The sequence below is a fragment of the Pseudomonas sp. MF6394 genome (assembly GCF_002018845.1).
Lineage (GTDB): Bacteria > Pseudomonadota > Gammaproteobacteria > Pseudomonadales > Pseudomonadaceae > Aquipseudomonas > Aquipseudomonas lactis.
On record NZ_MVOJ01000008.1, the window covers coordinates 77,449 to 92,002 of the forward strand.

The following is a 14,554-nucleotide window of genomic DNA, read 5'->3' on the forward strand; positions in this document are numbered from 1 at the left end:
GTTAGTGGTGCAGCAGCCAGTACAGCAGCACCAGATTGAGCAGCAGCGAAGCCACCGCCAGGGTTTGCCAGACCTTCAAGGGTTCGCGTTCGAGCAAAGGCCGTGGGCGTAGGCTCAATTCGCGGCGGTCGGCCTGCTCCAGCACCAACAGCCATTCTTCGGCGGTTTCATAACGTTGGGCCGGGGCTGCGGTCACCGCCCGTTCCAGGCTGTGTGGCAACCACTCCGGCAAGTCGGGGCGATAACGGCTGGCGCTGACGGGCTGGTTAAACCTGGGCCGTTGGAAGGCCTCGATTTCACCGTAGGGGTAATGCCCGGTCAGCAGGTAATACAAGGTCACGCCGACGCTATACAAATCCTGTTGCGCCGTAGGCTGCTCGCCAGCGAACGCCTCGGGCGCGATAAAACTCGGGGTGCCGGGCAGCAGGTGGGCACGGTCTTCGGAGAGCCCGGGGCAATAGGCCAGGCCGAAGTCCAGCACCCGCAGTTCGCCATCTTCTCCCAGCAGCAGGTTTTCCGGCTTGATGTCGCGGTGCAGGATCTGCCGGCGATGCAGCAGGCCCACGGCGCGCAGCAAGCGTTCGGCAACCGACTGCCATTGCGCCAGTGGCAGCGGGCCCTGTTGTTGGAACAGTTGGGCCAGGGTTTGTCCGGCGTATTCGCGCATCACGTAGTACAAATGCTGACGACCGCTGGCGGCATGCACTTCGGGAAAGGCGCGGCCGGCGACCCGGCGCAGAAACCATTCCTCCGATAACAAGGCCTGGGCCGCATCGGTATCCTCGCAACGCAACGGCAAGGTCTTGAGCAGCCAGGGTTGCCCCTGGGCGTCGTGCACGCGGTACAGCAATGACTGGCGACTCTGCGCCAGCACGCTTTGCACCTCCCAGCCTTCAAAGGTTTGCCCGACTTTCAGCGGTGGCGGCAGTGGCCATTGCTGCAACTGCACCAGGGCGTCGCCGAGGGTGGCGGCGCCGAGTTGATCGATGCGCACCAGCAAGGCGCTGGCGTTGTCTTGGCTACCCGCCAGGTGGGCGGCGTTGACCAGGGTGTTGACGGCCAGGTCGAGGTCGCTTTGCTCGCGCAGGATCGCGCCGATGCTGTGATCGCCCAGCGTGGCCCACACCCCATCGCTGAGCAGCAGGAAACTTTCGCCCTCGCGCAGTTGGCCATCAAGGAAGTCCAGCACCAGGTGCTGATCCAGGCCGAGGGCGCGCTTGAGCACATGCTGCATGCCCGGCTGTTCCCACACATGGTCTTCGCTGATGTGTTGCAACTCGCCGTCAAGCCAACGATACGCCCGGCAATCACCGACATGGGCCAGGGTGAAACGTTGGCCGCGAAACACCAGGGCGCTGAGGGTGGTGAGCAACGGTTGCCCGCCGCCGTTGGCTTGCAACCAGCGATTCTGCGCCAGTAACAGACGCTCCAGCGCCTGGGCCACGCTCCAGGTCTGTGGCGTGGCGTAGTAGTCCAGGGCCAGGGCCTGCACGGTCGAGCGTGCGGCCAGGCCACCGTCGGCGCATTGGCTGACGCCATCGGCCAGTGCGCACAGGTAGCCTTTGCTGGCGGCCAGTTCCGCCATGGGCGTGACCACCCGCAGGGCATCCTGGTTCTCGCTGCGCGGGCCGATGGCACTGGCCTGGGCGACGCTCAGTCGTAGGCTCATCAGACGCGGGCGGCGGTCACGGCGGCCGAACCCCAGGTGGTTCTCCAGCGCCGTTTCACCCCATGCAGGCCGAACCAGGCCAGCACACCGAGGCTGGCGAACAACCACAGGGCCAGTTGATAGCTGCCGGTGCTCTGCTTGATAGCGCCCATGCCCGCCGCGAGGGCGAAGCCACCAATGCCACCGGCCATGCCGATCAGGCCGGTCATGACGCCGATCTCACTGCGAAAACGCTGCGGCACCAGCTGGAATACCGCGCCATTGCCGGCGCCCAGGCCGAGCATGGTGCAGACGAAAAGCGCCAGCGCCGCGTAGGAACTGGGCAGATTGAACCCCACTGCCGCAATGCAGATCACCGCCACGCTGTACATGCCGAGCAGAGTCTTGATCCCGCCGAACCGGTCTGCCAGGGCGCCGCCCAAGGGGCGCATCAGGCTGCCGCCGAACACACAGGCGGCGGTGTAGTAGCCGGCGGTCACCGGGCTCAGGCCGTACTGGTCGTTGAAGTAGCCGGGCAGGGCGCTGGCCAGGCCGATAAACCCGCCGAAGGTCACGCTGTAGAAGAACATGAACCACCAGCTGTCACGGTCGCCCAGGGCCTTGAAGTAGTCGGCCATGGCTTTGGCTTTTGGCCGCTGAGGCGCGTTGCGCGCCAGCCAGGCGAACACGATCAGGGTCAGCACCAGTGGGATCAGCGCAAAACCGAACACGTTGCTCCAACCAAACGCGGCAGCCAGCACGGGCGCCAGTAGCGCGGCAAACACGGTACCGGAGTTGCCGGCGCCGGCGATGCCCATGGCTTTGCCCTGGTGCTCCGCCGGGTACCACTGGGACGCCAAGGGCAGGGCGACCGCAAAGGACGCGCCGGCCATGCCCAGGAACATGCCCAGCAGCAACGCTTGTTCGTAGCTGTGGATCCCCAGTTTCCAGGCGCAGAACAGTGCCACGATCACAATTACCTGGCCAATCAGCCCGGCGGTCTTGGGCGACAGCTTGTCGGCCAGCATCCCCATCAAGAAGCGCAGCACCGCGCCCGCCAGGATCGGTGTGGCCACCACCAGGCCACGTTGTTGGGTGGTCAGGTGCAAGTCAGCGGCAATCTGCACCGCCAGGGGGCCCAACAGGTACCAGACCATGAAGCTCAGGTCGAAATACAGGAACGCGGCAAACAGGGTCGGGGTGTGCCCGGATTTCCAGAAGCTTGATTTCATCACGCACCTCAACGGTTGGGGGTCTAGAAACGAAAAAACGCCGCCACCGGGTTCGCGAGGGCAAACCGGGTGGGCGACGTCTTTGTCGTGGAGGGGGCAACCGCCGTTGGCTACCTGTGATAATTCTTTAGCAAGAGCTGAGCCACATCAGCCGAGCAACTCGCTCATGGCAATAATCTGCTCTGCCACCTGGATCAGTTTCTGTTGACGGCTCATGGCCTGGCGGCGCATCAGGGTGTAGGCCTCTTCTTCGTTACAGCTCTTCATCTTCATCAACAGGCCCTTGGCCAATTCGATGCGCTTGCGTTCGGCCAGTTGCTGGTCGCGTGCATGCAGCTGGGCGCGCAGGGCCTGGTCACTCTCGAAGCGCGCCATGGCCACATCGAGGATCGGTTGCAGGCGCTGGGCCTGGATGCCTTCGACGATATAGGCACTGACGCCGGACTTGATGGCCTGGCGCATCACAGTCGGGTCGTGCTCGTCGGTGAACATCACGATGGGCCGGGGCTGATCGCGGCTGACCAGCACCACTTGCTCCATCACATCGCGCCCAGGTGACTCGGTATCGATCAGGATCACATCCGGGCGCACTGTTTCGACGCGTGCGGGCAGGTCGATGGTCAAGCCGGACTCATCGATCACCTCAAAGCCGGCCTCGGTCAATGCGGCCTTGAGGCGTCCGACCTTGCGCGGGGTGTCGTTGATCAACAGGATTCGCAGCATCGTCAGGCTCCTGTCAGCGCAGCGCTTGGCGGTTGGCGTCACCGGCCAGGGCATGCAGCTGGAAGCTGCGCGCATAGCCGGCGGGGTCGCTGCCGTCCCAGGTCTTGCCGTCGAGAAATTGGCTGCGGCGCATGTCCGAGTTGCCTGCGGCCATGCCCAGCGCCTCGGCCGCCTGGCGGTACAGCGCCAGTTGCTGCACCGGCCGGGCGACGCCCAGGTAGTCCGGGTCTTCACGCAGCAAGCCCCAGCGCCGGAACTGGGTCATGAACCACATGCCATCGCTGAGGTAAGGCAGGTTCACCTCGCCGTCGGCGAAAAAGCGCAGTGCATGGGGATCCTGCCACTGGTTGCCCAGGCCGTCGTCATAGTGCCCCAGCAGGCGTGGTTCGATGCAAGCCACAGGCGCATCGAGGTATTCAGGGGCACTGAGCAACTGGGCGGTAGAGCGGCGGTTTTCAAGGCTCTGCTCGATAAACCGGCTGGCCTCCAGGATCGCCATGACCAGCACGCGTGCGGTATTGGGGTAGGCGTCAACGAAGGCTTGGGTGCAGCCCAGGACTTTTTCCGGATGGTCCGGCCAGATCGCCTGGCTGGTCGCCAGGGTAAAGCCCTGGTTCTGTTGCACTGCGCTGGCGCACCAGGGTTCACCCACGCAAAGGCCGTCGATGCGGCCGGCTTGCAGGTGCGCCACCATTTGCGGCGGCGGCACTACTACGCTGTTCACATCCTGCAAGGGATGAATGCCTTGGCTCGCCAGCCAGTAATACAACCACATGGCGTGGGTGCCGGTGGGAAACGTCTGGGCGAAGGTCAGTTTTGTCCGGCTTTGGTGCACGTGGCGTTTCAATGCTTCAGGAGTGATCACCCCTTGCTGTTGTAGGCCATGGGACAGGTTGATGCCCTGGCCATTCTGGTTCAGCCCCATCAGCACCGCCATGGGGCTGGGGGCGACGCCGCCGATGCCCAGGTGTACGGCATAGATCAGCCCGTAGAGACTGTGGGCGGCGTCCAGTTCACCGCTGACCAGCTTGTCGCGCAGGTTGGCCCAGGACGCCTGGCGCTTGAGGTTGAGGGTGAGGCCGTAGGGTTGGGCGAAGCCCTGGGTGGCGGCGACCACCAGCGAGGCGCAATCGGTCAGGGCCATGAACCCCAGGTCCAGGCTGCTCTTTTCCGGGGCATCGCTGCCGTTTACCCAAGCCAGCGGATCGTTCATCAATACCTGCCTTTTTCTGAAAAAAAAGCGCCGTTTCCCAGGTTGGCGTATAGGCCATTGCAGGGGAACGACGCCTTTGTCCGTAGGCCCGTGCCGCCGTTGGTGCGAGCCTGATACAGAGTGCAAAGCAAGGCACATGCCATGGGTGGGGCGGTGCAACTGGCCGTCAGCTTTCGATCATGATTGAACCTCGTGCGCCTCGCAGTATGGCCGCTTCTTCAGGCCAGACCGCCAGGTATACCCACGGTGCACGCTGATTTACTCGCAACCCTCAATTGCCGCTGGCTGTTCAGCGCGCTGCTGTGCGCCGCGCTGTTGCTGGGCAGTCGCACGGCCTGTGGCGAGGTGTTGCAGCTCTACGCTTTCGACGACACGAGAAGCTCGGCGGTGGTGCTGCGGCATATTTCCGTCAGTAGGCTGCGCGGCATCATGCGCCGTGCAGGGCTGGAAGAGCCGCGTTACCCACTGCGTGAACACGGCGGGCGTACGTTCTATGTAACCGGCCCTTCCAGCTATGTCGACCAGGTGTTGCGTCTCGCCCAACGGATGGACCGACCCCCTCGCAAGGTGCCAGAGCGCGCCCCGGTGTTCGGCGTGGTGAAAGTGATCAATGTCCTCGTGGACGATCACCTGCAAGGCGCGGGCGCCAACAAGGTCCAGGTACCGGGCATGGCCTCCATGCTCGAAGCTCGGCTATCCCAGGCGCAGAAGGATCAACTGGCCGATGGCCGCCTTGCGGTGATGGCCTATCCGGATACCAACAGTCTGTTGGTCAAGGGCCCACCCGCCCAGGTGAAGGTTATCGAAAAACTGGTGGCCGAGCTGGATGTCGCCCAGCCGCTGGATGACGCCTCGCCAGGGCAGGCTGGCGTAGATGGCGACGTACTGCCCTGGATTGGCCCACCTCAGTTGAGCGCCGCGCAACACGAGCGTGTGCGACGTGCGTTCCTGGGAGCGGACCCTGAGTTTTCCCCCTAAAAAAGGCGTTTGTCCATGCACCTGGAAATATTGCTGCAGGAGCAACTGATCAGCCGCAAGCGTTTGGCCGCATTCGCACCGGGGAAGGTGCTGCCCTTGGACCCAGGCGTCACCCGCTGTGTGGAGGTGCGGGTCAATGGACAACTGATGGCAGTGGGAGAGTTGGTGCAGTTGGAGGATCGGCTAGGGGTTGAATTGCAGGAGACGTTTCAGGAGTGGTTGCCGCGATAAGCATAGGTATCTACACAACTTTGTGGGTTGTAACAGCAGACGGTAACCACGATGCGAAGCGAGTCGCTCTTGATCTTGCTCTTGATCTGCTTTTGATCTTAGGCGCCCCGTTAAACCACGCTGGCCGGAATTCGACAGGGATTTGGGGGGTAAACCGGCAGGGATGCCGGTTTAGCCGCCCCGCGCCATGGATGGCGCGTGGCGGCGGCCCCCCAAATCACTGGCGGATTACGGGCACACCGAGCCTAGGCGAGGTGCCGAGTGGTGGGGCAAGAGCGTTTTGCTTACTTTTGCGCTTTTCAAAAGTGAGCCGCCGTCAGGGCGGAACCCTAAGTGGCCGTTACCGCAGGAATGGATATGTACACAATCCAACTGTGTCGACTGTCAGGTCGCTATCGCAGGCAAGCCAGCTCCCACATTTGGATCGCGGGGCGTCAGTTAGAACAGCGTCGGCTATCCGGTCGTCACGGGAGCAAGCTCTCTCGCCGCAGGTCCAGCGTCGCACCAAAGTTGTGTAGATACCTATGCCGCGATAAGGGTGCGTTAGCGAATTGTCTGACCGGCAGTGGCCAAAAAAAGGCGAATGAATGGGTTTTTTCCTAACGCGGGTCTTCGAGCCGTTTTTTTATAGTCGTGCCAATGGCAGATGAGCTGGTCACACAGTAAGGATTTGAATGTCAGTAGTCGACTACAGAGGTGCGTATGGCCGTCGTGACGGATGAAACGACGACGTCCCTGGTTTTCGCGCGTTGGACCTTGCATGGCGACGGCCGGTTGACGGGCGTGGAGGCGGATATTCAGTTGCCTCCCAAGGAGGGGCACGTGCTGCGGTTGCTGCTGGCCTCCGGTGGCGCGCTGATGACCAAGGACCGTTTGCTGGAGCTGGCCTGGCCTCGGGGTGAAGTGGCCGAAGAGTCACTCACGCGGTGTATCTATTCCCTGCGCAAGCACTTGAGGGCCGACAAAGGCTTTATCAAGACGATTTATGGCAAGGGCTATCGCTTTACCTGCCCGGTGCGCACAGGTGATCAACCCAGGGCAGTGGCACACGTGTGCGCCGTCTGTGGTCAGGCCAGCAATGTCCAGGGTTAAGGCATGGGGCAAAGGCCTGATGCTCGGGGTATTGATGGGCAGCAGCCAGGCCTGGGCCTTTTGCTGGGAAGAGGCGGCCAGCCGCTACGACCTTGAGCCGGAGTTGCTGCAAGCTATCGCCTCGGTCGAATCGGGTTACCGGGCCCAAGCGATGAACTACACCAACCGCAATGGCACGCGGGATATCGGCTTGATGCAAATCAACAGCATCCACTTGCCGCGCTTGCTCAAGCAGGGCATTACCGAAGAACGGCTGTTGAGCGAGCCTTGCCTGTCGGTGGAAGTAGGCGCCTCGATTCTTGCCGAATTCATCCAGCGGTTTGGCTACAACTGGACGGCGGTGGGAGCTTACAACGTGGGGCCGGGGCCCGGGCCACAGCGTGAGGCATTGCGTCTGCGCTACGCCGAAAGGATCTGGGTGCGTTATGAGGCGTTGACGGCGCAACGTCAATGAGATCAGGTGGCACGCCTCGCATGCAGGCCGCCACCCTGGCTATAATCACCGCCACCTTTTGTCGCCATCCGAGTCTAGCCCGCCCATGTATACCCTGGCCCGCCAGCTGTTGTTCAAACTCTCCCCGGAAACCTCCCACGATCTGTCCCTGGACCTGATCGGTGCCGGTGGCCGCCTGGGGCTCAATGGCCTGGTATGCAAGGCACCGGCGAAAGTGCCGGTGTCGGTGATGGGGCTGAACTTCCCCAACCCGGTCGGGCTGGCAGCCGGCCTGGACAAGAACGGCGCGGCCATCGACGGGTTTGCGCAGTTGGGTTTCGGCTTTGTCGAAATCGGCACCGTGACGCCGCGGCCGCAACCGGGCAACCCCAAGCCGCGCATTTTCCGCCTGCCGGAAGCGGAGGCGATCATCAATCGCATGGGCTTTAACAACCTCGGGGTCGACCATCTGCTGTCGCGGGTTCAGGCGGCGAAGTACACCGGCATCCTCGGTATCAACATCGGCAAGAACTTCGACACGCCGGTGGAGCGTGCGGTGGATGACTACCTGATTTGCCTGGACAAGGTCTACGCCCACGCCAGCTATGTCACCGTCAACGTCAGCTCGCCCAACACCCCGGGCCTGCGCAGCCTGCAATTTGGTGATTCCCTCAAGCAACTGCTCGAAGCCTTGCGCCAGCGCCAGGAAGACTTGGCCGTGCGTCATGGCAAGCGTGTGCCGCTGGCTATCAAGATAGCGCCGGACATGAGCGATGAAGAAACCATACTGGTGGCCCAGGCCCTGGTGGATTCAGGGATGGATGCGGTGATTGCGACCAACACCACCCTCAGCCGCGTGGGCGTCGAAGGTCTGGCCCATGGTGACGAGGCGGGCGGCCTGTCGGGCGCGCCGGTGCGTGACAAGAGCACCCATATCGTCAAGGTGCTGGCAGCCGAGTTGGCCGGGCGTTTGCCGATCATCGCGGTGGGCGGTATCACCGAAGGCAAACACGCGGCTGAGAAGATCGCGGCCGGCGCCAGCCTGGTGCAGTTGTACTCCGGCTTTATCTACAAGGGGCCGGCGCTGATTCGCCAGTCGGTGGACGCCATCGCTGCCTTGCGCTGAGCAGGCAATAAAAAGGGCTCCGTAAAGGAGCCCCTGGGCCGAAGCCCGCCGCCCGGATGGGGCGCGCGTGGTTAAGTCGTTACAGATTCAAAGATGTGTGTGTCGCAATTAAATCCCCTGATTAGCCGACGGCGTGAAGTTCGTTGAGTCTGTGGATGCCCGCAGTGCCAGTCATACCGTCCCAGTTGTCGCCGCGTCCTTCTCGCCAGCCGTTGATCCAGGCTTGGCGTACCGACGGTAGAGTAAATGGGCAAAGCTCACGGGATTTTCCATGAACGCCATATTGATATCCGCGTAAAAATGCTCTTTCCAACGGATCACGCTTAAGTCTTCTCATAGGGTGTTTCCCTCACTTGTTGACTGTCTAGATATCCTTCGGCCTTGTCCAAGGCCGGGCAGAGTTTTTCTGCCGTTGGTGGGCTCGCTGCCGGCGTGGCGAGCCGATGTGTTGGCACCGTTACGGCGCCAACCTGTGTTGAGTTCTAACCAATAGGTCACATGTATTCAATGATCGTTTTGTCATAAGCACGTAACGATAACGATGCTATAGCCATAAGCTGCGCTGGTTATTCGCCCCTTTTATAGGGCAAAGCCAGCTATGATGTGCCCTGCAAAGAGGAAAGGTTTAATTCCTTAGTGAGAATGCCCGCCTGTTGCAGTCGGTTATTATTCGACGAAGGGTCGGAATATTTCTTTTTGTTGCGCAACATTCTTCTTCTGCCTCGCCAATAAAGGCTCAAGAGCCCGCCAGACGGGGTGGAACGGCACATTCGTGCCACGCGAGCACTCTTCGAGAAAAGTGCTTGATTGAAAACCGAACCGGCGATGCGTCGCCTGTTCACTTATTGCTGAAAAGCCTGGAATGCCCCATGTCGGACCGTTTTGAACTCTTCCTCACCTGCCCCAAGGGCCTCGAAGGCCTGCTGATCGAGGAAGCCGTCGGGCTTGGCCTTGAGGAAGCCCGCGAGCACACCTCGGCCGTGCGCGGCATGGCCGACATGGAAACCGCCTACCGCTTGTGCCTCTGGTCGCGCCTGGCCAACCGTGTGTTGCTGGTCCTCAAGCGCTTCCCTATGAAGGACGCCGAGGATCTTTACCACGGCGTGCTGGACATCGAATGGGCTGACCACATGGTCCCCGACGGTACCCTCGCGGTGGAGTTCAGCGGCCATGGCTCGGGCATCGACAACACCCACTTCGGCGCGCTGAAGGTCAAGGATGCGATCGTCGACAAACTGCGCACCCCGACCGGCGAACGTCCGTCCATCGACAAGATCAACCCTGACCTGCGCATTCACCTGCGCCTGGACCGTGGCGAAGCCATCCTGTCCCTGGACCTTTCCGGCCACAGCCTGCACCAGCGCGGCTACCGCCTGCAGCAGGGCGCGGCACCCCTGAAGGAAAACCTGGCGGCGGCGATCCTGATCCGCGCCGGTTGGCCGCGTATTGCAGCCGAAGGCGGCGCACTCACAGACCCGATGTGCGGTGTGGGTACCTTTCTGGTCGAGGGCGCGATGATTGCCGCCGACATGGCCCCCAACCTCAACCGTGAACTCTGGGGGTTCACTACCTGGCTGGGCCACGTCCCGGCGCTGTGGAAAAAACTGCACGCAGAAGCCACTGAGCGTGCCGCCATCGGCATGAACAAGCCGCCGTTGTGGGTACGTGGCTATGAAGCCGACCCACGCCTGATCCAGCCTGCGCGCAATAACATCGAGCGCGCCGGGCTGAGTCATTGGATCAAGGTGTACCAGGGCGAAGTCGGCACGTTCGAGCCGCGCCCGGACCAGAACCAGAAAGGCCTGGTCATCTGCAACCCGCCTTACGGCGAGCGCCTGGGTGATGAAGCCAGCCTGTTGTACCTCTACCAGAACCTCGGCGAGCGTCTGCGCCAGGCCTGCATGGGCTGGGAGGCGGCGGTGTTTACCGGCGCGCCAGACCTGGGCAAGCGCATGGGGATCCGTAGCCACAAACAGTATTCGTTCTGGAACGGCGCATTGCCGTGCAAGTTGCTGCTGATCAAGGTTAACCCGGATCAGTTCGTCACTGGCGAGCGCCGCACCCCTGAGCAGCGCCAGGCCGAACGTGAGCAAGCGGCTTACGACCAGGCCCCGAGCGAGCCGGCAGAGCGTCAGTACAACAAGAACGGCAACCCGATCAAACCCGCCCCGGCCCCCGTGGTGGAGCAGGCGCGCTTGAGCGAAGGCGGGCAGATGTTTGCCAACCGCCTGCAGAAGAACCTCAAGCTGTTGGGCAAATGGGCCAAGCGCGAAGGCGTGGATTGCTACCGTGTGTATGACGCCGACATGCCTGAGTACTCCATGGCCATCGACCTGTACCACGATTGGGTGCACGTGCAGGAATACGCCGCGCCTAAATCCATCGACCCTGAAAAAGCCTCGGCCCGCATGTTCGATGCCCTGGCGGCCATTCCCCAGGCATTGAACGTCGACAAGAGCCGTGTGGTGGTCAAGCGTCGTGAGCGTCAGAGCGGCACCAAGCAATACGAGCGTCAGAGCGCCCAAGGTAAATTCACCGAGGTCAGCGAAGGCGGTGTGAAGTTGCTGGTCAACCTCACCGATTACCTGGACACCGGCCTGTTCCTCGACCATCGCCCGATGCGCATGCGCATTCAGAAGGAAGCGGCGGGCAAGCGTTTCCTCAATCTGTATTGCTACACCGCCACCGCCAGTGTGCATGCTGCCAAGGGCGGCGCGCGCAGCACCACCAGCGTCGACCTGTCCAAGACCTACCTGGACTGGGCGCGTCGCAACTTCTCCCTCAACGGCTTTTCCGACAAGAACCGCCTGGAACAGGGTGACGTGATGGCGTGGCTGGAAGCGAGCCGCGATGAATTCGACATGATCTTCATCGACCCGCCGACCTTCTCCAACTCCAAGCGCATGGAAGGCATCTTCGACGTGCAGCGTGACCATGTGCAGTTGCTCGACCTGGCCATGGCGCGCCTGGCGCCGGGTGGCGTGTTGTACTTCTCCAACAACTTCCGCAAGTTCCAGCTGGAAGACAACCTCAGCGAACGCTATGCGGTCGAGGAAATCAGCGACAAGACCATCGACCCGGATTTTGCGCGCAATGCCAAGATCCACCGCGCCTGGAAAATCACCGCACGCTGATTTTCCCCTGTAGGAGCGAGCTTGCTCGCGAAGATCGTCAACGGTAACGCGGATATCCTGGATGAACGCGGTGCCTGTGAGTTTTTCGCGAGCAAGCTCGCTCCTACGGTAAGCCTCTGTGGCGAGAGAGCTTGCTCCCTCGCCCCAATAAGCCTGTTGACGGTTTTGCACTGGTCAAACCCCTGACCGATGGCTATAACTTAAGCCCTAGCCAAAGTGACACCCCCGCACACTGGCGCTGTGAGTGTTGCCTATGCCGATGCAAGTCGTTCGCCCGAAAATCCTTGGTTTTATCAGTGAGCAGGCATCGGCTTGGCTGGTGGCATTGGTGGTGTTATTAATCGGTAGCGCGCTGACGGTGGTTGTCGCGTGGGCGGCATCCGACTTATATCAGCAACAGGTGCGCCAGCGGTTCCAGTTGCTGGTCAACGAGCGCTACACCCGCATTCAGGAACGTTTCGAAGACCAGGAGCAACGCCTGGGCAGCTTGCAGCGCTTTTTCGTCAATTCCGGCGAGGTGTCTCGCGCCGAGTTCGACGGTTTCGCCAAACCGCTGTTGTTGCATGCCCGTGCTTATGCCTGGGCTCCACGGATATTTCGCACGCAGCGCAGCCTGTTTGAGCAGGACATTTCTCGCCAGCGCGGCATTCCTTTCAGTATCCGCGAACTGAATACTGCAGGTGAGTTGGCGCCAGCGGCCGAACGCGATGAATACGTACCGGTGCTGTACAGCCAGACACAAAGTCTGCTGGGCTCGCCGCTGGGCTTTGATCTGCTGGCCCAACCCCTGCGTCGCTCAGCCCTGGAGCGTGCGCAACAAAGCGGCCAGTTGGCGGTGTCGCAACCCATGCAACTGGTGGGGGTGGAACCCGCTTATGCGGCAGGCGTGTTGTTGGTGGCGCCCGTGAGCAAGCTCGCAGGTGTCGAGCCCTACGGCTATGTGATGGCGGTGATCAGCATGCGTCAGCTGGTAGCCGAGGGGTTGCCCAGGCCCAACCGGGACAACCTGGTGATGCAGATCGTAGACACTTCCGACACCCAGCAACGGGTGTTGTATGCCTCCAGCAACGCCTTGGGCAGCAGTGGCTTGACGGCTGCGCGCCGCCTCACCCTGGGCGACCATGTCTACGCCCTGAGCCTGAGCGCCAGCGAAGTGTTCGACAGGGCCAACCATTCCTCGATGCACGCCATTCTGGCGATGGGCGTGTTGCTCAGCGCCTTGCTCAGTGCGCTGCTTTACATGCTGGTGAGCCAGCGCCAGCGCGCACTGAAACTGGTGGAGCAACGCACCGTGCAATTGCGTGCCCGTGAGCAGGAGTTGCGTGGCGCCCATGGGCAACTGCGCAGTGTGCTGAATGCGGCGACTCAAGTGGCGATCATTGCCACGGACCTGCGCGGCGTGATCAACACCTTCAATGCCGGTGCCGAGCAGATGCTGGGCTTTACGGCCGAGGAGGTGCTGGGGCATATGACCTTGGACCGTCTGCACGTAGCCATGGAACTCGACGCCCGCGCTGAGCCGTTGAGCAGGGCGCTGGGCAAGCGCATCCCCGCGAGCCAGGCGATGCTGGTGGAGAGCCCGGACAGTCAACATGAAGGACGTGAGTGGACGCTGGTGCGCAAGGACGGCAGCCAACTGACGGTCAACATGTTGCCGACCGTGCTCTTGGATGACCATGGCCTGTGGGTCGGGCACCTGGCGATTTACCTGGATGTCACCGAGCAAAAGCGCGCCTATGAGGCCCTTGCCGTACGCGACCGCCTGCTGAAAAAACTCAGCGCCCATGTGCCGGGTGGGATCTTCCAGTTCACCCTGGAACCCCAGGACACCTGGCGTTTCATCTATGCCAGCGAAGGCATGCGCGATATCTATGAAATCGAGTTGGGCGTGCTGCAGCAGGATGGGAGCACGGTCCTGGAGCGCATTCATCCTTTGGACCTGGAGCGCGTGCGTGCGTCGATACGCCTTTCTGCGTTGCAACTGAGCCATTGGCGTGAAGAGTACCGCGTGCAATTACCCCAACGAGGCCTGCGCTGGATTCGCGGCGAAGCGACGCCGGAAGAGTTGCCGGGAGGCGGTACGCTTTGGCACGGTTATGTCTCGGATATTTCGGATCTCAAACGGGTCGAGGAAGAACTGCGTGCGCTGTCCATCACCGACTCTCTGACAGGGATCTATAACCGCCGCTATTTCCAGGATCGCCTCAAGGGCGAAATGCTCCGGCTCAACCGTATGTCTGGCGCGCTGTCGTTGATCATGCTCGATATCGACCACTTCAAGCGCATCAACGATCAGCACGGCCATGCCGTGGGCGACGGCGTGCTGCAGGAGTTGTGCAAGCGTATCGGCCAACGCTTGCGCCGCACCGATGTATTTTGCCGGATCGGCGGGGAAGAGTTTGTGGTGCTGTGCCCCAACACCGATGGCGCCCAGGCCTACAGCCTGGCGATGCAGTTGTGGCAGTCGCTGCGCGATGCGGCGATGGAACCGGTGGGGGTGGTTACCGCCAGTTTTGGCGTGGCCAGTTGGCGAGTCGATGAAGGTATCGATGGGTTGCTGCTGCGCGCGGATTCGGCGGTGTACGTGGCCAAGCAGGCGGGCAGGGATCGGGTCGAGGAAGCCCTTATGCCTGTAGGAGCGAGCTTGCTCGCGAAAAAACCATAGACGCCGCGTTTATTCAGTAAGCACACGCTATCGTTGACGTTTTTCGCGAGCAAGCTCGCTCCTACAGGGCAATGTTAGG

At 61.7% G+C, this 14,554-nt stretch carries 12 protein-coding genes; 7 read left to right on the plus strand and 5 right to left on the minus strand.

All coding sequences use genetic code 11. The features are described from left to right. Nucleotide 1 precedes the first annotated feature (1 nt). From MF6394_RS10920 to MF6394_RS10935, 4 genes are all read right to left on the minus strand, one after another. On the minus strand, nucleotides 2-1,669 hold the full coding sequence (locus tag MF6394_RS10920; protein WP_078466672.1) for a bifunctional protein-serine/threonine kinase/phosphatase: 1,668 nt from the start codon (nucleotides 1,667-1,669) through the stop codon (nucleotides 2-4). Beyond that, entirely contained in the window at nucleotides 1,669-2,880 is a 1,212-nt protein-coding gene (locus MF6394_RS10925) for a nitrate/nitrite transporter (RefSeq protein WP_003193275.1), read from the minus strand. The genes MF6394_RS10920 and MF6394_RS10925 overlap by 1 nt, the downstream gene beginning before the upstream one ends. Before the next feature lie 147 nt (nucleotides 2,881-3,027). Beyond that, nucleotides 3,028-3,603 (minus strand): ANTAR domain-containing response regulator, encoded by a 576-nt coding sequence (locus MF6394_RS10930; protein ID WP_034136176.1) that lies wholly within the window; start codon nucleotides 3,601-3,603, stop codon nucleotides 3,028-3,030. Between the two features lie 13 nt (nucleotides 3,604-3,616). Further along, nucleotides 3,617-4,816 (minus strand): CmpA/NrtA family ABC transporter substrate-binding protein, encoded by a 1,200-nt coding sequence (locus MF6394_RS10935; protein WP_078466673.1) that lies wholly within the window; start codon nucleotides 4,814-4,816, stop codon nucleotides 3,617-3,619. Nucleotides 4,817-5,062: 246 nt separating this feature from the next. Between MF6394_RS10935 and MF6394_RS10940 the strand changes: the two genes are divergently transcribed. The 5 genes from MF6394_RS10940 to MF6394_RS10965 all read left to right on the plus strand — a co-directional run bounded on the left by MF6394_RS10940 (nucleotide 5,063) and on the right by MF6394_RS10965 (nucleotide 8,676). Further along, complete coding sequence (locus MF6394_RS10940) at nucleotides 5,063-5,794, plus strand: secretin N-terminal domain-containing protein (RefSeq protein WP_078466674.1); 732 nt, start codon at nucleotides 5,063-5,065, stop codon at nucleotides 5,792-5,794. Between the two features lie 15 nt (nucleotides 5,795-5,809). Next, the gene (locus MF6394_RS10945) at nucleotides 5,810-6,025 is read left to right on the plus strand and encodes a FliM/FliN family flagellar motor switch protein (RefSeq protein WP_003193267.1); all 216 of its coding nucleotides are present in this window, start codon (nucleotides 5,810-5,812) and stop codon (nucleotides 6,023-6,025) included. A gap of 702 nt (nucleotides 6,026-6,727) precedes the next feature. Next, nucleotides 6,728-7,117: a winged helix-turn-helix domain-containing protein gene (locus MF6394_RS10955; RefSeq protein WP_044275094.1), complete on the plus strand. Its 390-nt coding sequence runs from the start codon at nucleotides 6,728-6,730 to the stop codon at nucleotides 7,115-7,117. Further along, nucleotides 7,104-7,571, plus strand: coding sequence for a transglycosylase SLT domain-containing protein (locus tag MF6394_RS10960; protein WP_044275092.1), 468 nt, complete (start codon nucleotides 7,104-7,106; stop codon nucleotides 7,569-7,571). The genes MF6394_RS10955 and MF6394_RS10960 overlap by 14 nt, the downstream gene beginning before the upstream one ends. An 85-nt stretch (nucleotides 7,572-7,656) precedes the next feature. Then, nucleotides 7,657-8,676 carry a quinone-dependent dihydroorotate dehydrogenase gene (locus MF6394_RS10965; protein WP_069557139.1) on the plus strand — a complete coding sequence of 340 codons (1,020 nt, stop codon included), beginning with the start codon at nucleotides 7,657-7,659 and terminating at the stop codon, nucleotides 8,674-8,676. 121 nt (nucleotides 8,677-8,797) lie between these two features. Here the strand turns inward: MF6394_RS10965 and rmf are convergent, their stop codons facing one another. After that, nucleotides 8,798-9,013 (minus strand): ribosome modulation factor, encoded by a 216-nt coding sequence (rmf, locus tag MF6394_RS10970; RefSeq protein WP_002553055.1) that lies wholly within the window; start codon nucleotides 9,011-9,013, stop codon nucleotides 8,798-8,800. A gap of 532 nt (nucleotides 9,014-9,545) precedes the next feature. On the opposite strand from rmf, the gene rlmKL reads away from it, so the two are divergent. Next, on the plus strand, nucleotides 9,546-11,810 hold the full coding sequence (gene rlmKL, locus MF6394_RS10975; protein WP_034128371.1) for a bifunctional 23S rRNA (guanine(2069)-N(7))-methyltransferase RlmK/23S rRNA (guanine(2445)-N(2))-methyltransferase RlmL: 2,265 nt from the start codon (nucleotides 9,546-9,548) through the stop codon (nucleotides 11,808-11,810). A 253-nt stretch (nucleotides 11,811-12,063) separates the two neighbouring features. Further along, nucleotides 12,064-14,475, plus strand: coding sequence for a sensor domain-containing diguanylate cyclase (locus MF6394_RS10985; RefSeq protein WP_078466677.1), 2,412 nt, complete (start codon nucleotides 12,064-12,066; stop codon nucleotides 14,473-14,475). The last annotated feature ends 79 nt before the right edge of the window (nucleotides 14,476-14,554 follow it).